Below are 22,026 nucleotides of genomic sequence, written 5' to 3'. Positions count from 1 at the left end.
GCGTTCATCAAAAAAGTTAAATTATGAGTGACAATACTGTAAATACTGTTTCGGCATCCGGAAAACACAAGAAGAGCCTATTGATTGTTCTTTGTCTGAGTGGAAGTTATATGATTGCTGAAGTTATAGGGGGAGTTGCCACCAAGAGCCTGGCATTACTTGCCGATGCGGCACATATGATGACAGATGTTGTCGGTTTATTTCTGGCATACATGGCAATCAAAATCGGAGAGAAAAAAGCCAATTCCAAAAAGACCTTTGGTTACTACAGAACAGAGATTCTTGCTGCCGTTATTAACGCAGTGATCCTGCTGGGTATTTCAGTATATGTGTTATTTGAAGCATATCAAAGACTCAAAAATCCTCCAGAGGTTCAAAGTGGTGCCATGATGATTGTTGCAGGGATAGGATTGGTTGTAAATATTGTCGGAATTTTTATTATCAGGAAAGGTTCTGATGAGAGCCTAAATATGAAAGGTGCTTATTTTGAAGTTCTATCCGATGCTCTTACTTCAGTTGGAGTCATGATTGCGGGAATTATAATGCTTACAACTGGATGGTATTATGCTGATCCGCTCATTTCGGCGGCAATAGGCCTACTGATCTTTCCAAGAACATGGCGATTGCTAAAAGAAGCAGTTAATGTTTTACTGGAAGGAACACCGAAAGATGTGAATATTGAAGAACTCAGGAAGTCTCTGGAATCCGTTCAAGGCGTAAAAAAGTTACACGACCTTCATGTCTGGTCACTTACTTCCGGACTCAATGCAATGAGTTCACATGTCATAGCTGAACACAGTGAAGATCTCAATGTTTTGTTAAAAACACTTTCCGATAAAGCGACTACAGAATTTAAAATTTCACACACTACGTTCCAGATCGAGACAGAAGGTCATCAGGAAGGCGAAGTTCATCTATAAGTTTTTGTTAACCATTTTAAACAACAGAAGTATGGAAAATCAGTTCGATGTAATTATTATTGGTTCAGGACCTGGAGGTTATGTAGGAGCAATCCGTTGCGCTCAACTCGGTCTGAAAACTGCGATTGTAGAAAAATATGCCGTTTTGGGAGGTACCTGCCTTAATGTAGGCTGTATTCCATCTAAAGCTATGCTCGACAGCACCGAGAGGTTTGCCGGGATTCAAAATGATATGAGTGAACACGGTATTTCAGCAGAAAATGTGACAGTAGATTTTGATAAGATGGTACAACGTAAATCCCAGGTAGTTTCCAAAATAAACGGAGGAGTTAAGTTTCTGATGAAAAAAAATAAAGTGGAAGTTTTTCATGGTCTTGGTTCATTTCTTAATAAAAATACTGTGTTGGTCGAGAGAGAATCAGATACGATCGAGTTATCAGCTAAGAATATTATCATTGCGACAGGATCAAAACCTGCTTCATTACCTGGTATTACAATTGACAGACAACGTATTATAACTTCAACGGAAGCTCTTTCGCTGAAGGAAATTCCTAAACATTTGATCATTGTAGGAGGTGGGGTTATCGGAATGGAGATGGGATCTATTTATGCAAGGCTCGGTGCCAGAATTACTGTTCTTGAATACATGGACAGACTTGTTTACGGTATGGATGGAAAGATGGGTATCGAGCTGCAGAAGTCGTTGAAAAAGCAGGGTTTTGAGTTTTTAATGAAGCATAAGGTCACAGAAGCTGTTCACACCCCCACTGGAATAATTGTCCGTGCTGAAAATAGTGAGGGCGAGCAAGTATTTATTGAAGGAGATTACTGTCTTATGGCAACAGGAAGAAAACCTTATACTGAAGGTTTGAATCTTGAAAATGCCGGAATTCAGCTATCAGCAACAGGACAGATTGTAACTGACAAAAATCTTGAGACCAACATTAAGGGAATCTACGCAATAGGTGATACGGTAAAGGGAGTTATGCTGGCACACAAAGCATCTGAAGAAGGTGTTTTTGTTGCTGAAACTATTGCAGGGCAGAAACCTCATCTCAATTACAATCTTATTCCAAGTATTGTCTATACAAGTCCAGAAGTTGCAGGAGTGGGAAGTACAGAAGAAGAGTTAAAATCTTCTGGTAGGCTGTTCAGGGTAGGTGAATTCCCGTTTTCAGCTTCAGGCAGAGCCATAGCCAGCAGCCATACCACAGGACTAGTAAAAGTTCTGACGGATGAAAAGACAGATGAAATTCTCGGAATCCACATTATAGGGGAGCGGGCATCGGATATTATAGGACAGGCTACAACCGCAATGGAATTCAGAGCTGCTTCTGAAGATATCGCAAGAATTTCACATGGACATCCCACGTATTATGAGTCTCTTCGTGAAGCTTGTCTGGCTGTTCTTGGGATTGCTATTCACATTTAATTTTGCACAAATCTATTCTCGGCATGAAACTCAAAAACTTGTTTAAAAGCAGCTACACATTGCTTATAAGATTTTTTCTATTCTTTATCATCATGTCTTTGATACTTAGGCTGGGATTTGCCTTGACCTCATTTCAAAAGGCTGAGTTTTCGGTGGCCGCTTTTATCAGAGTATTTCTAGTAGGTTTTGCGTATGATGTGGGGGTAGGTTTGTTTTTTATATTTCCATATAGTATTTATCTGTTGATTTTACCTCAACGATTTGTTGATTCCCGATTTAATAAAATCATTACCTACTTTTGTTTTTCACTTGGTATATTAATTCTGTTTTTTTCCTTTTTTGCTGAAATAACTTTTTGGCAGGAATTCGAAAGCAGGTTTAATTTTATAGCGGTAGATTATCTTATTTACACCTACGAAGTAATTAATAATATTAATGAATCATATCCACTGCCAATATTAATTGCAGTGATGATTATCCTCACATTTTTTGTCATCTTTTTCTGTATCCGAAAAAACTACTTTTCAGATACTTTTAAAGGTAATACAAGATTTTTGTCAAGGCTGAAAATAACGGCAGGAATTTTAATAGCAACAGTGGTCTATGCTTTCTCAGTCGAAAACAGTTTTGCTGATTTGAGTACCAACCGCTATCAAAATGAACTGTCAAAATCAGGAATCTATTCTTTCTTTTCTGCTTATAACAACAATGAAATTAATTACGATCATTTTTATCAGCTTATGGATAACAGGGATGCTTTTAAAATTATTAAAAATGATTTAAAGGACAGCAGTTCCAGATTTCTGCAGAACAGTTTCTCAATTGAAAGAAAAATTGAATCTTCTGTAACAACCGTACAAAGACCTAACGTCATTATGATTACAATGGAGAGTTTCAGTGCAGATTTCATGAAAACTTTTGGAAATAGTCAGGGGATAACTCCTGTACTGGATTCCCTTGCCAACGAAAGTGTTTTATTCACAAATATGTATTCTACAGGTACGAGAACAGTTCGGGGAATGGAAGCTCTTTCCCTTGCAATACCCCCTACACCCGGTAACAGTATTGTCAGACGAAAAAACAATGACCATCTCACTACAGTAGGATCAATTTTCAGCCACCAGGGTTATGATACAAGTTTTTTTTACGGAGGGGATGGTTATTTTGATAACATGAACAAATATTTTGGGGATAACGGATATGCTATCATTGACAGAAACAGAAATGCATTTGCAAAAGAAAACTACTACGCACCAAGAACTTCAGTAGATGATCGAAATGTTACTTTTGAAAACGCATGGGGTATTTGTGACGAGGATCTTTACAACGAGGTAATAAGAAAATCAGATGAGCAATATAAAAAAGGCAAACCCTTCTACGATTTTGTGATGACTACGTCAAATCACAGACCTTTCACTTATCCGGATGGCAAAATTGATATTCCCTCCGGTTCAGGAAGAGAAGGAGCAGTTAAATATACGGATTATGCGATAGGAGCATTTATAAAAAAGATAAAAAATAAGCCATGGTATAAAAATACTGTTATTGTCATTGTTGCAGACCACTGCGCCAGCAGCGCCGGGAAAAATGAAATTGATATATCAAAATACCATATTCCCGCATTGATTGTAAATCTTCAGGAAAGGCAGTCTTTAAAAATTAACAAAATGTGTTCTCAAATTGATCTTTATCCTACTTTATTTAACCTTTTAGGATGGAATTATACAAGTAATCTGTATGGGAAAAATGTACTTAGTGATAGTTATATTCCCAGAATATTTGTTGGAACCTACCAAAAACTTGCCTATATGGAAAATGATAATCTTGTTATCCTTTCTCCTCAACAAAAAGTTGAAACTTTTAAATATGTACAGGAAAAAAACGAACAGATTGCGGTGGTACCTAAGCAGGAAATAGTAGGAAGGGCAATTGCTAACTATCAGACCGCCTACTATCTTTATAAAAATAATGGTTTGAAGCAGAATCAAAAATAATAATTGATATGAATATGGATCTCCGCTTTGAGTTACTCATCGCAGCGAAACTTTTGTTGTCACTGGTTTTAGGCTGCATTATAGGTTTTGAGAGGGAAACATCTCATAAAGATGCCGGAATCAGGACTTTTGGTGCAATTACTCTGGCATCGTGTCTGTTTGTTGCAATTGCATCTCATCTAACAGATGATAAATCTGCTATAGCAAGAATGCTCGCAGCAATAGCTACAGGACTCGGTTTTATAGGTGCAGGTTTAAGTTTTAAGGATAAAAGCAACAGCCTTTTAGGCTTAACAACTTCATCAGCTTTGTGGGCAACGGCGGCAATTGGCTCTGCAGTTGCTCTCAATATGTATGTACTGGCTATTTTTTCTACTGTTTTAATTTACTTTTTATTATCTCTGAGTAAATTTAACTGGTATAAAAGAATGATTGAAAATAGCTTTTCAGAAAAACAAGGTGAGGATGACGGTAAAAATAATAAAGTAGTGTAATTAAAAAAGTTATTGAAATAAGTAAAAACCTCTAAACAATATATTATGGAACATAAGCACGAATATGATGCTCAGGGCAAACAGCTCTGTTGCTCACCACAAGAAGAAAAGATTGATAAAAAAGCAAATAAATTGTTAAAAGAAGAAAAGCACAGCTCCGGTGACGGACATAACCACGATCACAGTGATGATGATGGCCATGATCACGGCTCCACCGATAAAACTGTTTTTCAAATGTTCTTACCCTCTGCAATCTCCCTGATATTGCTTCTGGCAGGAATTGTATTTGACAATTATATTAAGATGGAATGGTTTTCCGGATGGGTAAGAACGGTATGGTACATTGCTGCTTATGCTCCAGTTGGTTTGCCGGTTATCAAAGAAGCTGCGGAAAGTATTATAAAAGGTGACGTATTTTCAGAGTTTTTTTTGATGAGTATTGCTACTATAGGTGCATTCATTATTTCTGAATATCCCGAGGGAGTAGCCGTCATGTTATTTTATGCTGTTGGGGAAACCTTTCAGACTTTAGCTGTTACAAGAGCGAAAAGTAATATTAAAGCATTGCTTGATCAGCGTCCTGATGAGGTAACAATCTTAGAGGATAACAAACCTAAAACAATTAAAGCGGCTCAGGCGATCATTGGAGAAATTATTCAGTTAAAACCTGGAGAAAAACTGGCTTTAGATGGTGAACTGCTTAGTGATTCTGCTTCTTTTAATACGGCTGCACTTACAGGAGAAAGTAAGCCTGACACAAAAACGAAGGGGGAAATTGTACTGGCAGGAATGATTAATCTAACGACGGTATCACAGGTGAAAATTACAACAGCTTACGAAGACAGTAAACTGAGTAAAATTTTAGAGCTTGTGCAAAATGCAACATCACAAAAAGCACCAACAGAGCTTTTCATAAGAAAATTTGCACGTGTTTATACGCCAATAGTTGTCGTCCTGGCAATTTTAATATGCCTTATCCCATACTTCATCGTTGATGATTATGTATTCAGAGATTGGTTGTATCGTGCGCTGGTATTTTTAGTGATCTCATGTCCTTGTGCATTGGTAATTTCGATTCCTTTAGGATATTTCGGGGGTATTGGTGCCGCAAGCAGAAACGGCATTTTATTTAAAGGAAGTAATTTTCTCGATAAAATTGCTGAGATACAAAACGTTGTCATGGATAAAACCGGAACAATGACAGAAGGTGTTTTTAAAGTTCAGGAAGTTCAAATTCAGCCTGATTTTGACCAGAAAGAAATTCTTAAGCTGGTATATGCACTGGAGAGTAAATCAACACACCCTGTCGCGACTGCTATTCACGAGTATGTTGGAGAAATTGATAATTCTATTAATCTTGAGAATACGGAAGAGATTGCAGGTCACGGTCTTAAAGCGACTGTGAACGGAAAAGATTTACTGGTAGGTAATTTTAAGCTAATGGATAAATTCAATGTCAAATATGATATTGATCCTACAACAATTGTATACACCATTATTGCAATAGCCTATGGAGGAAAATTTGCAGGACTCATTACCATTGCCGACAGTATTAAAGAAGATGCAGAACAGACAGTCAATAAACTTCATAACCTTAATGTGAAGGCCACAATGTTAAGTGGTGATAAAAGCAGCGTTGTAAAGTATGTAGCTGATGAGATTGGAATTGACAGTGCGTTCGGAGATCTCCTTCCTGAAGATAAAGTCAATAAGGTTAAAGAAATTAAAGCTAGAAAAGAAAGTGTTGCATTTGTAGGAGACGGAGTTAATGATGCGCCTGTTGTTGCCTTAAGTGATGTAGGTATTGCGATGGGTGGTTTGGGAAGTGACGCAACTATTGAAACAGCGGATGTTGTTATTCAGGATGATAAGCCATCAAAAATACCAATGGCGATTAATATTGGAAAACAGACAAAAAAAATAGTATGGCAGAATATTATACTTGCATTTGTAGTGAAAGCAGTTGTACTTGTTCTGGGAGCCGGAGGGCTGGCAACGATGTGGGAAGCTGTTTTTGCTGATGTAGGTGTTTCACTTATTGCTATTCTGAATGCCGTAAGAATTCAGAAAATGAAATTTGAATAATTACTTTTCGGATTTTTTTAACATTACATTTCAATAGATAAAAGGAAGTTTTTATGATGGTTTTTAAAGCAACCTCCAATATCTAATTAATCTTTAAATAAATAGAATTCTATTGTTTTTATTCCGGTTTTATATCGGAACAGCAATAACTATGTTCGAAAATAACCACAGAAAGTAATTCAAAATGCATATTCACATGACAAATTTTTCAAAAAATATATGCTCATACTATTGATGCAGATCTGTTGTTTATCCTCAGCACAAGACAGTCTGAAGTTAAATACTGTAGATTACTATGATTCTTTAGAGATGTCTGATTTGAAGCATCATCAATTAAGTTACAAGAAACTAATTGTTCCGGCGAGCTTGATTACAGCCGGAGCCATCAGTTTTGCAGTTCCTCAGTTGAAAGAGATAGATCGTGATGTAAGAGGAGAAGTCAATGAACATAATTTGTCCAATTCAAAACTGGATAATTATACACAATATGTCCCTGCTGCAATGGTTTATGCCTTGAATATAGCAGGGTTTGAGGGTAAACATAATTTTAAAGAAAGAACAATTATGTATGCAACCAGCCAGGCTTTGACGGCGGCTATCGTGCTTCCAAGTAAGAAACTTATCGGAGAAGAACGACCTGATAAATCCAATAATATGTCGTTTCCTTCAGGACATGCTGCTGTTGCCTTTTCGACTGCCCACTTTTTATTCCGTGAATATAAAGACGCCAATTACTGGCTTGGAATATCTGGATATTCATTTGCGGTTTTTACAAGTGTATACCGGGTAATCAATAACAAACATTGGGTAACTGATGTATTTGCAGGTGCCGGAGTTGGAATACTCTCCACCGAGCTTTCTTATTGGCTTTACCCTAAGATTATATCCCTGTTTGAGAAAAAAAAGAAAAAATCATTTTCAATGATTGCTCCTTATTATCAAAGGAGCAATCAAAGTAATATGATGGGTCTTTCATATCAGTTAATTTTTTAGTTGTCGAGTATTATGAGCTTGCGAAGAAGAATGAGAAGAAAAAAGCTAAGAAAAGGCAAATACAGATTATCATCAACAGATACTTTTTTTATAATTTTTTTTAGTCTTTTTATTGTACTCCTGATGATCTATCAGGTTAACAAATATGCACATCCTCAGCATAAAAAACATTCTACCTATCATCGAATGAATTTCCACTGAGATTTTACAAACAATTATTTATGAAATATGATATAAATAAATTCTAGATATAAAAAATGAAAAAATCACTTTTACCCGTTTTAATTGCTTCTTTAGCAATTTTTCCCAACGATTTATTGGCACAGAACAATGATGTACTGATCAAAAACTATATTTCCGGCAATACGCTTAGGGAATACAAAAAGTCTGGTCTTACCGACTTTATTACTGACAACACAGATCCATCAAAATCTCTCAATGGGGATGTAGTCAAAATTCAGCAGACATACAAAGGATTTCCCATCTTTAATGCCGTTGCGACAGCGTTGATAAAAAATGGAAAGATTGTTTATTTTTCTGATAATTTCATTAAAGATTACGAAACTGCTGATTTGGACGCGAATATTTTTAAAAAGGAGGACGCACTTAATAAAATTGCAGAATTGATAGGTAGTGCTGAAGTTAAAGATTATAAGATTCTTAATTTTTCAGATTCCTCTAATGATGACAGGCGTTTCGTCAAACAGAGACCGATTTATATTCAAGTGGAGGGACATCTCAAATTTGCCTATGAGTTTATTCTACGCGAGCCAAAATCTCCGAATTCTTGGGATATTATAGTAGATGCGAAAACAGGAAATATTTTGCATAAAGAAAACCTCAATCTTTCATGTACCTTTCATCCCGGTGCTTACGGACATGAACACAGTTATAACGCATTTATTGGTCCTGTAAATAAAACTCCGGCAGATGTGTCTTTTTTAGCTCCTAATACTGCTACCTACAATGTGTTCCCTTTACCTGTCGAAGCTCCGACTTTTGGAAACAGGGCAGTTCTTACGAATCCATGGATGCCTGCATCTTCTCCTGAAGGTTGGCATTCTGACGGAACAACTCATTACACGACCACAAGAGGAAATAACATACATGCCTATGAGGATTCTGCCAATATGGATACCGAGGGATTTATACCTGATGGGGGAGCATCAAGAAATTTCGATTTTCCTTTCAGTATCTATGGTCAACCTCTCGATAATCAGTCTGCATCCATTACCAACTTGTTTTATGTTAACAACAGGGTACATGATATTCTTTATAAATTCGGGTTCACTGAATCTGCAAGAAATTTTCAACAGAACAACTTTGGGAATGGTGGTTTAGGCAATGATTATGTAGAAACAGAAGCACAAGACGGAGGAGGATTGAACAATGCCAATTTCGGAACACTGCCTGACGGTAATATCTCTTACATGCAGATGTATCTGTGGTCTTCGGTAAATCAGAATTTTTTCTATAACAGTCCTTCTGCTGCAGTCCAAAGACAGCCTTTGATGGGAACTGCACAGTTCGGTCCCGGACTTACGGTAACAGGTGTAACTGCCAATGTCCAGTTAACGAACATCATCGATGGCTGTACAGCTCTGACCCCAGGCTCTCTTACCGGCAAAATTGGATTGATTGAAAGAGGAACATGTAATTTTTCCGTTAAAGTTAAAAATGCACAAAATGCAGGAGCATCAGCTGTAATTATTTATAATAATGCTGCAAACGGTTCAAATATCGGAAATATGGCAGGAAATGATGCTACGATCTCAATACCTTCTGTCATCATTACCAATGAGGAGGGGGAGTACATTAAAACACAACTCAATACAAATGCAGTTGTAAACGTCACTTTAAAAAATGATCCGTCAACAACGATTACTCCTGACGGAAGTTTTGATAATGGTATTGTTGCACATGAGTATGGACACGGAATCTCTACCAGACTTACAGGAAATGGATACAGCTGTCTATCTTCTTCACAAAGCAAGGAGCAGATGGGTGAAGGATGGTCGGATTTTTATGCGTTGTTGCTGACCAATAAGCCAGGAGACAATGCCTCTGTAGCAAGAGGAGTAGGTACCTACGCCCAAGGTGAACCTATTACCGGCGGAGGAATCAGACCCGCAAAATACTCTCCTGATTTCAGTATAAATGACTATACATATGGCGATACCAATGGTATGGAGTACAATAACGGTTCAGCTATAGTTCCCAATGTTCATTCAATTGGATTTACCTGGGCAACTATGCTTTGGGATCTCAACTGGGAGTATGTAGCAAAATATGGTTATGCTTCTGATGTAACATCAGGAACCACAAGCGGGAGTGCGAGAGTTTTACAACTGGTAACAGACGCATTGAAACTTCAGGCTTGTAATCCGACTTTCATCGATGGCAGAAATGCAATTCTGGCAGCCGAAATGAATACCACTGGCGGCGCAGACCGATGTATGATTTGGAGGACATTTGCTAAAAGAGGTCTTGGAATCAATGCATCTGCCGGTCTTAAAGCTAATATAAATGATCAGACAGAAGATTTTGGCATTCCCGGAGATTGTGTACTGTCTACAGAAGAAACAATTTCAAATAAAAACTTGGGAATTACCATTTATCCAAACCCTGCAAAAAATGAATTCTATATCAACTTTCCTTCTAATACAATCGGAAAAGTTAACGTAGAAATTTATGATATGTCAGGAAAATTGATTTCCGTTGAAAATAAAATATCTCCTGATTCTAAGAAAGCTGTTTCTACAGACAAATTAACCAATGGAGCATATCTTGTAAAAGTGAAAGGACTAGGTTTGGAAAAAGCTACAAAAATTATAATCAACAAATAATTAGCCTTGGTTGCTTCAGGATTATTCTGAAGCAACTTTTTTATTGATGATACAGGATTACTATTCAGTATAAAGCAGAACTGTAAATTTTATTAAAAAAATGATCAAATACCTGAAAGAAATTGAAGCGTACGTAACTACTTTACTGACAGTTTCAAAAAACAAAAATTTATTATTTCATAATCTAAAACATACTCAGGATGTTGTGGGTGCCGCATCTGAAATAGCTGCGCATTCAAATATTACTGAAACCGAACTCGATATTTTGATTGTATCGGCATGGTTTCATGATTGTGGATATGTAAAGAAGTATACACAACATGAAGATGAAAGCGTAAAAATTGCAGAGCATTTTCTGAAGGAACTGATTTTCCCAGAGGAATTTATTGAGCAGGTCATACAATGTATAAATTCAACGAGATATGCTCATGTACCAGCATCCTTAACAGAAAAAATAATCAGAGATGCCGATATGTATCATTTATGTAAGCCCAACTATCCTTTTTATGAAGAGTTACTCAGGATAGAACTTGAAATCAATCAGGGTCTGTATTTAAAAGATAAAGAATGGCAGTCAAAAAATTATGAATTTTTGAGAAATCATGAATATTATACAGAATACGGTAGGACTGTTCTGTCTCAATTTAAGGAAATCAATGTGCAGGCCGTTAAAGAAAAATTGCAGTTAATCCCTCCAGTTCAGTAAATAATCCGTCATATCTAAAAAAATGAAAAAATTAATTTTAGCTATCTTAACGAGCCTTGTATTTTCCATAGTATCTGCACAGGCTCCTCCCAACTATTACAATGGTACAGCGGGTCTTTCCGGTGCTTCACTTAAGAGTCAATTAAAAGTTATCATTACCAACGGCCATGTAGACAATGGTTATAATGCTTTATTGACAGGCTTTCAAACTTCTGACCGCGACTATTTCTACGAAAATGACGGAACGGTACTGGACATGTATTCTGAAAATCCTTCGGGTACAGATCCTTATAATTATAACCATGGATCCAATACCTGTGGCTCATATTCCAATGAAGGGGATTGTTATAACAGAGAGCACGTTGTTCCGCAAAGTTTATTCAATCAGAATCTGCCGATGCGGTCAGATATCCATTTTGTTACCCCTACGGATGGAAAAGTCAATGGGATGCGATCAAATTTTCCCTTTGGACAAGTGGGTACAGCATCTTTCACTTCATTAAACGGTTCAAAATTAGGAAACTCTGTTTCACCTGGATACTCAGGAACAGTATTTGAGCCTATCAATGAATTTAAGGGAGACATAGCCAGGATGATATTCTATTTTGTAACGCGGTATGAAACTCAATTGTCGGGTTTTGGAAGTGGAAATATGTTAGGGAATACTGCATATCCGGGACTTCAGGCATGGGAACTTGATCAATTATTAGCATGGAATTATTCAGATCCTGTTTCTTCATTTGAAATAGCCCGAAACAATGCTTCTTACGCTTACCAGGGTAACAGAAATCCCTACATTGACAATCCTAACTTTGTAAACTTAGTTTGGGGAACACAAATTCCCGATACTCAAGCGCCTTCCATTCCTGCAAACCTGATTGCCAGCAATCCAACTTCCACTACAATAAACCTGAACTGGACCGCATCTACTGATAATATCGGGGTAACCGGATACGATATTTACGCCAATGGAATTTTAAAGGCTACAGTTTCAGCAAATTCGTCAACAGTACAAAATTTGAATTCCTTAACAACATATCAATTTTATGTTGTTGCCAAAGATGCCGCAGGTAATCTTTCAGCACAAAGTAATATTGCGACTGAGACAACTCTTGCAGGATCTGGAGGTTCCGGAAGCTGTGGAACTGAAGATTTCTCTAACATTCCTGCAGCCGCTTCAAGCTACGCAACGAGAACATGGACTAACAATAATATAACCTGGACTGCTACTGATGCCAGAACCGATCAGACTATTAATGGAAAAGCAATCGTTATCCAGAATGGTGACCTGACCAGCAGTGTAATTTCTGGTGGAATACAAGGTCTGACAGTTACCACTCAGCGTAAGTTCGGAGGCACTGCCTCAAATCTTAACGTTATGGTTAATGGTTCAATTGTAGGAACAATTCCCTATAATGAAAACATAACAACTACGACTATTAATAATATTAATGTGACCGGAGATGTCGTTATTAAATTGGTCAACCCAATATCAGCGAACAGAGTAGCTATTGATAATCTTTCATGGATTTGTTCAACACTGTCAACTGTAGAAGTTATTAAAAATGATGATTTCAGTATTTATCCAAATCCAGTTAAAAACAATGAGTTATATGTTAAAGGAAATAACTTAGGTAGCATCACAATAGGTGAAATTTACGATTTATCAGGTAGACTCTATAAAAAATTTATAAATCCTTTTAAAAAATCCAATACAATAAAACTTGATGGATTAGCTAAAGGCATTTATATGCTTAAAACGGATAAAAAAAATATCAAGTTTATAATAGACTAATGAAATAAGGTTTCTAATTTTAAGTATTATGTTACAGAAAGTGCTCTTTATAATACTAACAATCTTTATCACTTCGTCAATTTTGCACAGTCAGATTCCATACTATCCACGTTATATGTCAGCACGTAGTAAATCGTTGACTGTAAAGCTTGCTGATAACGGCGTTTTACCGCAGGTAGTTTACCCTAATAAGAGGATAAATTATCTAGATAAAATTATTTTTCAATCCAGGATTCAGACAAAAGTGAGATTATAGCATTTGTACTACTCAAAGAAAATAGTGATCTTTTAGTATTGTGTAATCAGGAAGTGAATGACATTTGTGACTGTCAAGGAGGTACATTTTTGTTTTATAAACCCCAGCAAAAGTTACAAAGAATAGAGAAAGCATTTAGTTTTTCTTTAAAAAGAAACTTGATTGATCGGTTAGATAAATTTGAAATACTATTAACGTCAGATAGTGAAGAAAAGAGTTTTTGTGACATTATTAAAAGCTTATAGTTTATAAAATGACTGCTGATTATCCTCATGTATAATACTAAATAATAAAGAACTTTGACAATGCAGAGTTAGCCTAATGATTGTCACAAATTGAATTAATTTTAAAGATTTAAATCGTTCTATAGTTTTATTTATCAACGTATGGTGATTATTAGTTAATTGCCGTACGTTTTACAATTTATAAGAGTACTATTATTACTAATAAATCTCATACTATTATTGTTTATCTGGCGCAGAGAAAAATAGTGTAATGAAATTTAAATTTCTGAATACTATTTTATGTAGTAGGTATTAAATTAATAATGTAATGTAACCCTTTTTGTAATTGTCTTAATAAAAACTTCAATCAATGACAAAATTATATTTGAGTTTTACACGATCTATATCCAATAAAAGGTTAGTGAAACAAAACAATTATATGATCGTAATACTGCTTTTCTTGTTTACCCAAACGCTGTTTGGACAGAAATTAAAAATGGAGATTGACAGCATTTCAAAAATTCATTTTACCGACAGTAGTAATGTAGGATTGAGCATTGGGGTAATCGAAAATGGTAAAGTCAGTACATATTATTATGGGGGTAAATATACCCATCAGATAAAAGATGTAGACAGTACAACCCTTTTTGAAATCGGTTCTGTAACTAAGCTTTACACAGCATTTATTTTAGCATCACTGGAAACAGAAAAGAAAATTAAGCGTATAGATTTACTGTCAAAATATTTACCAAAGGATATTGTAAAAGGAAAAGAATGGGCAAACAAAATCAGGTTAATTGATCTGGCGACCCATACTTCCGGACTTCCGGAATTTGATAATACAAAAAGTTTGTCAAACTTAAAGGGATTTGATGAAAATAATCCGTATGCCTTATTTACTGAAGACTTTATGATGTCGGTTCTTAAGAACACGGACAGTTTGGACAGCTACGGAAAAGTCAGATATTCAAACTTTGGAATTGGAATATTGGCTTACGCAATGTCAAGAAGTGAAAAAACCAGCTTCAATCTTCTTTTTAAGAAGTATGTTACGAATAAACTAAACTTAAAATCAACATTTCTGAAAGTTGAAGAAAATCAAATAACGAATATTGCGATACCCCATAGAAAAAAGGAGGTAATGCCATTGATTCAACTGGCTGAGCTAAGCCCAGCGGGAAGTATTAAAACCACAATGTCTGATTTACTAAACTTTCTAAATATACATCTTAAAAAAGAGAATAAAGAACTGAAAGATATTGTAGAAATGGTACTTAAAAACCAGTTAGAAAATCAAGAACAGGCAGTCGGTTTAGGTTGGGGTATTCATCAAATTAATAATGAAACCGTATATTTTCACAATGGTGGCACTTATGGAAGTTCAAGCATTGTAATATTGATTCCTTCAAAAAATTCTGCTGTAGCGATTTTGGCAAATAATGCAGATACGAAATTGACAAGCTATGCTTTGAAACTTGTAAATAAAATTATAAATAAAAAATGACTCAATTAGATATTTTTTATTTCTTTTATTTTTATAAGATGCCCAAAAATAAAATTTCCCATAATTGAGATTATCTTTAGAATGACTGATGATGACAATTTTAGCTTAACAAATCATAATAATTTATATAAATTTTATTTGGGAAAAAAGCCAGATCTCCCCTCGTTGGATCCAGTAAATATTTCAATGTTTACTTTGTCTTTTATTGATGCGTAAGTTTCCGCGTCAGGTTCTTTGTTATCAAAAATAATTACCTGGCTATTTTTTGGTAAATTGGCATAATCTAAGAAAAATGACTTTAACACTTGAGAAGTTAGAACTTCATTAATATCCTCAACTTGTTTTTTCTTTTCTTCAAAAGTAGTTAAAGGAGAATCCATAATAATTAAATTCGAAAATCCCTTGCTATTTTTATTGCAGTAGTCTAATAATCCAAATAAACAAGCTGCATAAGAAATTGATCTCTTACCCTTTCCATAACTTTTCCTACTCTTTCCTGAAATAACTATGTCAAAAATCTTATAATTTGAATCGAAATCTACTTTTACATGCGATTCATAATTCCATTTTTTTAATCTACTTTCAATCGTAGTAGCTAAACTATTCAGCAAAGAAAAAGAGAGTATGGTTACTTCTTCAGTATTATTTTTCTGACGAAGAATACTCTCAAGGCGATCCTTATCTGTAAGTAATTTTGAAATTCGAGTATCTATGAATGTTAATTCATTATGTGCTTTTTGAATGCTGAGAAATCCGCTAAGACTAGCCTTAAGGGTTTGAATTTTTGGTGAGAAATTATTTTCAAGATCTTTTTCAATTTCTTGCATATCCGTTTCCGCTATTAAAATCTCCTTACGAATCTTCTTTTCATCATTTTTTAAAGTTTCCATAGTTTCTTTTAATCCATGCAGTTTTGAAGTGTTTTTTTTAAGTTCTTCAACAGCTGCATTTTTAAAGTTTTCCTTTTCTGTCAGATGCGTTAAATGATTATCATCCAATGACGAAGAACAAATCGGACAAATAGTATCTCCAAGCTGAGCCGCTAAGGCTGAACTTTCTAAAATAAATCCCAAACGTTCTGTATCCGTCATGTATTGTTTTTCTAAAATTGTAAAACGGTTTAGTAGCTCTAATGTGTAGATTAATTCTTCATGAAGACTTTGCCGTTGGATAGTGATATTATTCTTTCTTTTTGTCAAGTCTTTTGCCTCATTTAAATTTAATTGTAATTCTTGATCTAAATTCAAATAGTGATTACTATCATTTGCAGTATCACTTTTTAGGCTATTAACTATATCATCTTTTTCTGATGCTAATTGCGATATTTGAGCACTTAAAAACTCCAGTTTTCCACTAATTCTAGCTTCTTTTGAACTTTTATCTTCTTTTTCAACAGTATCAGAGGCATCGTTACCTGTTAAAATTAAATTTAAAAGGGATTGTCCGATTGTTTGGTTAGTAAATTGGCTTGAATAATAAAATGGTGATGCTGTCTTTATTATTCGTTCTTCATCAACAAAAGTCAGCTTCCTGAGACTGTCAAAAGATAAATTTCTAGTGACTCCTTTTGTTCGGTTAAAGAGTAATCGTTTTTTTTCTAGATTACACAGAGACAATAAAAAGGTTGAAATGTGTGTATCTTTATCTACCTGACCAGTTGTAGAAAATTTCTTATATGTTTTTTCAGAAGTTATAAACTTTTCTATTGATGATTGTTTTACCATAATCTGATTCCGTCCAATTTCCCTATGCAAAGTGTAGGTAGTCTCATCAGCATATGCCTCAATTTCAAGATACACGTTGTTGTAACCAATACCTTCATTGATATCTTTAGGTTCTTCATTAGCACCTAAAGCGTAACTTATTGCAGAAAATACATAAGATTTACCCGTATCTGAAGCACCAGTTACTAAGTTAGCCCCCTTTTTAAAGCTGATCGTAGCATCTTTAAGACCATTGCCCTTTATTGCTAATTGTTTTATATAAAAACCAATCATAATAATTCTAAATTGTGGGTTGTTGTAAATTCACCTCCCCATTTTTGAAGATTAATATCTATAAATTGTTTAAGCTCAATATGTGTGTAATTTTCAAAATTTGAAAGAACCCATTTCGATCTCTCTACAAGTTTAACATAGTAGTTTGTTTGAAAATAAGTTAAAAAAAGATGTCCAGCTTCAGTAGAGGAATACATAAAACCTTTATCAGAGCTTGGTTTAAACTCAATTAATTCTTTTGACAACATGATAGCTAAGCCTTTTTGTATCAGTTCTTTTTTAGAAAAGAGTTGTACACCTCGATTTGGAATAGGGGCATGTAAGCTCTCTGGACCGCCCATATCATAAGTATTTAAACACATAAAGTCAAAATACATAATTTTTTCTATGTCCAAATCTGCCTTTGTATGACATAGTATTATTAATGATCTTAGTCCTATTTCCAGAGGCGTATTGTAAAGTTTAATATTATTATACATTATCAATCCATTTTAAGCGATTCTCATTTGCTAAATGATGGCAAAGACCATCTTTATCAAGATTTTTTATTTCATTTGCAAGTGGGCTACTGGGAAATGATTGACGTTTTATTTCCTGAGAAGCCAAAAGCATTCTTTCGTAACCAGATTTGCCACTATTAATTTCTAAAGTTGTTGACAGAACGTTCTCAGCTTCGTCTTTTAAATCCTCAAATGGCAGAGGGTTAGAATCTGGAAAGTTTTCCCTACTAAATTTTTCTAAAGACTCTGCACTGTAGAAAGCGTTACGTTGGGTGCCGAAATGCTTATACAGTATTTGATCTTCAGACTGTAGGGTCTTAGCATCCGGAATGCTTTTCATCAATTTCTGTCCATAGACTCCAAATAACATTGTTGTGTACTGTTGTTCACGTGTTTGTATTTCTAAATCAGCTGTAGGAATAAATTCACGGTATTTTGTTATTCCACCCCCAAATCTAATTATATGGTATTTGGTTTTGCTGTGTTGCTCTATTAATTCGTGTGGTGCAATATCTTTAACTATCGAAAAATCAAAAGATTCAATATGTTCTCTCAATTCTTTTGACAGCTCAATGTTTTGTTTTTTTGAAATTTTTCCTTTACACTGCTTTTCCCAGCTATCTAATAGCCCTAAATTAAATTTTGATGGGTTAGCTATGAGATCTAGGAGGGAAGGTCCACATCCCTTTGGAGCAACAATAAAGTATGAAAGGGGTATTGGATAAGAATTATTTAATGTATAATAACAAAGCTTTCCTAACTCAGTGTATAATGTGGATGGAGCTAATTTATCATCGTAATGCTTACATTGATAAATATCTACATTCCCGTCATCATAATAACCTACTACATCACGTCCTTTATCTCCTGCACCAGCAAATAATCTGATCCTATTATATTTAGAGCCCAAATATCCATCAACCCATTCTAATGTATATTGTTCATAATTATCTGCTGACATCAATTGAACATGCTGAATTGGCGGAATCACAGTTCCTTGCATGATCTGTAATGCAGAGATACGCCTTTTAACAGAAGGTTTTATAAATGAAATTTCTCTTGGTTTGGTAGTCACAGTTATATGAAGTTCTTTTTAATGGTGCTAAATTTATTAATTTTTAACCATACAAATAAAAAGGGAAACCATAATTTTAAAATAAAATTCTCTTTTTGGAGTATTATTTTTTAAATTATTTATAATATCTTTTGTCTGGGTAATCCTATCTCATGTTCTTGAGGATAGGGTTGTCTAAAAGTCAAACTCACATCGTCACGAAGACTGTTTTCAACTTCTTTAGCTTTATCTTTATCCATGGCATACCTCGGATCATCCCTAAGTGGCATCCTTGACATCTTGGTAATGGTTACTGTGGGAAAGTGATAATCAATCTCAACAGTTCCAAGAAGAAGATAAACACCACCTTCTCTAAAAGGGAATTTTTCAAGGCTTCTAGGAAAATGAGCTGTATCGAAATATTGACCCTCTGCATCAATCCAAGTTCCGAAATACATAAAGTCTTTTCCCAATGGATGATCTTTTTTCTTAATCGGAACATGTTTTCTTGAGATGAGATAAGCCAGCATTTTAACTTGCTTTTTATGAAATTTGGGTAAATCCTTCACCAATACATGACCCCGGTATTTTGTTTTCAATAAATCAAAAATAGAGTTAGATACAGGAAGTCCCATAATTTCAATCTCATCGAAAGCATCTTCAAGAGGATGTCTTTCTATAATCGGTAATTGATATTTTTTTTGAGGTGTCTCAAATAATGACGGCATAAAGGATTTCATAATGGTAGTTTTTGATAACAAAAATGTTGCTTCTACAATCAACTCAGTTTTTTCTTTCTCAGTAAACCTGAATGCACCCACCAAAATCAATAACTTCAGGGTTTCAGTACCAATATCCACTCTTTTGACAAAATCTTCCAATGATTGATAGTCTCCATTCTTCTGTCTTTCTTCTATAATGAAACGCATTAATTTTTTTTCAGCTTTTTCGATATGCATCAAACCCAGATAAACATTTTTCCCATACACTGTTGTCTGATATAAACTCAGGTTGATACATGGGTTATGGATTTGAGCCCCTGACATTCTGGCTTCGTGAATGTAAACTTCGGTCCGGTAAAACCCGCCGCCGTTATTAATTGCGGATACCATAAATTCGATAGGGTAGTAGGCTTTTAAATATAAGCTTTGATAGCTTTCTACTGCATAAGATGCTGAATGGGCTTTACAGAAAGAGTATCCTGCAAAAGATTCAATCTGTCGGTAGACTTCTTCTGAAAGCTGTTCAGGATGCCCCTTTTTCTTACAGGACTCGAAAAAATCATCTTTTAGTTTTTGTAGGGCTGAAAGAGAGCGTCCTTTGCCACTCATCGCTCTTCTTAAAACATCACCGTTGGCAGCCGAAACTCCTCCATAATGTAAAGCAATTTTTATAACATCCTCCTGATACACCATGATTCCATAAGTTTCCCCAAGTTCTTTTTCAAAAACTTCATGGAAGTATTCAAATTGCCCTGGATGATTATGCCTGAAAACATATTCCTTCATCATACCGCTTTGCGCTACACCGGGGCGAATAATAGAAGAGGCAGCAACCAATACTTTATAATTGTCGCATTTGAGCCTTCTTAATAATCCCCGCATAGCAGGAGATTCAATATAAAAACATCCGATTGTATTTCCTAAACTTAAATATTCATTACACTTGGCTTCATTTTTTGAAATTCTGGTGTCTTCAATATCTACAAAAATCCCTTTTTTTTCTTCCAAAAATTGAACAGTATCTTTGATGGTACCAAGACCTCTCTGTGAAAGAATATCGAACTTTTCCAATCCTATATCTTCAGCAGTATGCATATCGAACTGAACAATAGGGAAACCTTTTGGAGGAGATTCTAAAGCCGAATAATTAGTTATTGGCTCTTCAGAAATCAGAATTCCGCAGGAATGCATACTACGTTGGTTAGGAAAACCTACTAATAACTGTTCATATTTATAGATTTCCTGAACAACCGAATTTTGATCTTGCTGTTCGTTTGGGTTTTTTGAAAGTTGATCCAGTTCCTCTTTAGGAAGACCAAAAACTTTCCCGATTTCCCTAAACCTGGATTTTCTTTTAAACATGACATTGGTACCGCAAAAAGCTACATGATCCTTTCCATATTTATTAAAGATATAAGCTAAAATTGCATCCCGATTGACCCAGCTCCAGTCGATGTCGAAGTCAGGAGGTGTTTTACGGTTCAGGTTTAAGAAGCGTTCAAAATACAGGTCTAGTTCTAAAGGGCAAATCTCAGTAATTCCAATGCAATAGCTGACAATTGAATTTGCACCGCTTCCTCTGCCAACATGCATAAAACCCCTCATCATGCTATATTGAACAATGTCCCATGTAATTAAAAAATAGCCACAAAAGTTCAGCTGATCAATAACTGCCAATTCTTTTTCCAGTCTTTTTTTTGCGTCTATGTTGTCCTGACCATATCTTTTTACTAATCCTTCATAAGCTAATTTTGATAATAATTTAAAATCATTTTCCTTGCTGTCAGTAAAATGTTTTTTGTTCTTAGGTGTTTTAAAATCGAAATCAAAACTGCAGTTATCTACTAAATATTTTGTATTATCCAAGATTTGAGGATAGTGCTTAAATTTTTCTAAAAGCTGTTTTTTGGCAACGAAACTTTCATTTTTTTTGCAGCAGTCATGTAGATTGACTTGGCTTAGTAAAATGTTGGAATCAATAGCCCGTAAGATTTTATGAAGTTCATATTCCTCATCTTTTTTTAAAGTAACTGGATGAAGAATGACCATTTTATGGATCAGAGACTTAAATTTGGGATTGATAAGAAGATTTAATTCTTCTTGTCTTATTCCTATAAATTCATGCTCTAACAATTTCTCCGGGATATTTCCTAAGGGATAGATTACGAAACAATTTTCCAGTTGAGGATTTGCTTTTGGGATTTCAACACCCTCACAATTATAATCGGTCAAAAGCCTGTTAACTTCAGCTATGCCTTTGGCATTTTTCGCTAAGCATACATAATACTGTTCATTTTCAATTCGTACATCAACTCCGACAATCGGTTTAATACTGTTCTCCTGACACAACTTATAGAACTGATAAATTCCTGTGACCGTATTAATATCGGTCAATGCCAAAACTTTCAGCTTATAATCCACAGCCTGCTGAACCAAATCTTCGACAGAAATGGTTCCATAATGTAAGCTATGATAGGTGTGGCAATTGAGAAACATAAGCAATT

General features: G+C 35.2%; 14 protein-coding genes. 10 read left to right on the top strand and 4 right to left on the bottom strand.

Going from position 1 to position 22,026, the window contains the following annotated elements; genetic code table 11:
• The first annotated feature begins 23 nt into the window (after positions 1-23).
• The 10 genes from AC0NBN_RS07345 to AC0NBN_RS07300 all read left to right on the top strand — a co-directional run bounded on the left by AC0NBN_RS07345 (position 24) and on the right by AC0NBN_RS07300 (position 15,249).
• Positions 24-920: a cation diffusion facilitator family transporter gene (locus tag AC0NBN_RS07345; protein WP_160812805.1), complete on the top strand. Its 897-nt coding sequence runs from the start codon at positions 24-26 to the stop codon at positions 918-920.
• 31 nt (positions 921-951) lie between these two features.
• The gene (lpdA, locus tag AC0NBN_RS07340) at positions 952-2,352 is read left to right on the top strand and encodes a dihydrolipoyl dehydrogenase (protein WP_160812806.1); all 1,401 of its coding nucleotides are present in this window, start codon (positions 952-954) and stop codon (positions 2,350-2,352) included.
• 92 nt (positions 2,353-2,444) lie between these two features.
• Positions 2,445-4,346, top strand: coding sequence for an LTA synthase family protein (locus AC0NBN_RS07335; protein WP_474467766.1), 1,902 nt, complete (start codon positions 2,445-2,447; stop codon positions 4,344-4,346).
• 14 nt (positions 4,347-4,360) lie between these two features.
• Complete coding sequence (locus AC0NBN_RS07330; RefSeq protein ID WP_474467761.1) at positions 4,361-4,840, top strand: MgtC/SapB family protein; 480 nt, start codon at positions 4,361-4,363, stop codon at positions 4,838-4,840.
• 45 nt (positions 4,841-4,885) lie between these two features.
• Positions 4,886-6,925, top strand: coding sequence for a heavy metal translocating P-type ATPase (locus tag AC0NBN_RS07325; RefSeq protein ID WP_160812809.1), 2,040 nt, complete (start codon positions 4,886-4,888; stop codon positions 6,923-6,925).
• 219 nt (positions 6,926-7,144) lie between these two features.
• Positions 7,145-7,918, top strand: a complete 774-nt coding sequence (locus tag AC0NBN_RS07320) for a phosphatase PAP2 family protein (RefSeq protein ID WP_160812810.1) — start codon at positions 7,145-7,147, stop codon at positions 7,916-7,918.
• Positions 7,919-8,175: 257 nt separating this feature from the next.
• Positions 8,176-10,764 carry a T9SS-dependent M36 family metallopeptidase gene (locus AC0NBN_RS07315; RefSeq protein ID WP_160812811.1) on the top strand — a complete coding sequence of 863 codons (2,589 nt, stop codon included), beginning with the start codon at positions 8,176-8,178 and terminating at the stop codon, positions 10,762-10,764.
• Positions 10,765-10,864: 100 nt separating this feature from the next.
• A complete protein-coding gene (locus AC0NBN_RS07310; RefSeq protein WP_160812812.1) occupies positions 10,865-11,470 on the top strand; it encodes an HD domain-containing protein in 606 nt (201 codons plus the stop codon).
• 22 nt (positions 11,471-11,492) lie between these two features.
• Positions 11,493-13,265 (top strand): endonuclease, encoded by a 1,773-nt coding sequence (locus AC0NBN_RS07305; protein WP_160812813.1) that lies wholly within the window; start codon positions 11,493-11,495, stop codon positions 13,263-13,265.
• A 919-nt stretch (positions 13,266-14,184) separates the two neighbouring features.
• Positions 14,185-15,249 (top strand): serine hydrolase domain-containing protein, encoded by a 1,065-nt coding sequence (locus AC0NBN_RS07300; protein ID WP_160812814.1) that lies wholly within the window; start codon positions 14,185-14,187, stop codon positions 15,247-15,249.
• A gap of 134 nt (positions 15,250-15,383) precedes the next feature.
• Here the strand turns inward: AC0NBN_RS07300 and AC0NBN_RS07295 are convergent, their stop codons facing one another.
• From AC0NBN_RS07295 to AC0NBN_RS07280, 4 genes are all read right to left on the bottom strand, one after another.
• Entirely contained in the window at positions 15,384-17,246 is a 1,863-nt protein-coding gene (locus AC0NBN_RS07295) for a hypothetical protein (protein WP_160812815.1), read from the bottom strand.
• Positions 17,243-17,725, bottom strand: a complete 483-nt coding sequence (locus AC0NBN_RS07290; protein WP_160812816.1) for an ABC-three component system middle component 2 — start codon at positions 17,723-17,725, stop codon at positions 17,243-17,245. Before AC0NBN_RS07290 ends, AC0NBN_RS07295 begins: the two co-directional genes overlap by 4 nt.
• The gene (locus AC0NBN_RS07285; protein ID WP_160812817.1) at positions 17,718-18,821 is read right to left on the bottom strand and encodes an ABC-three component system protein; all 1,104 of its coding nucleotides are present in this window, start codon (positions 18,819-18,821) and stop codon (positions 17,718-17,720) included. Before AC0NBN_RS07285 ends, AC0NBN_RS07290 begins: the two co-directional genes overlap by 8 nt.
• Before the next feature lie 119 nt (positions 18,822-18,940).
• Complete coding sequence (locus AC0NBN_RS07280; RefSeq protein WP_160812818.1) at positions 18,941-22,018, bottom strand: DNA polymerase III subunit alpha; 3,078 nt, start codon at positions 22,016-22,018, stop codon at positions 18,941-18,943.
• Positions 22,019-22,026: the final 8 nt, after the last annotated feature.

This window comes from Chryseobacterium sp. L12 (assembly GCF_056133985.1).
This window is presented reverse-complemented; position numbering and strand designations above follow the sequence as displayed.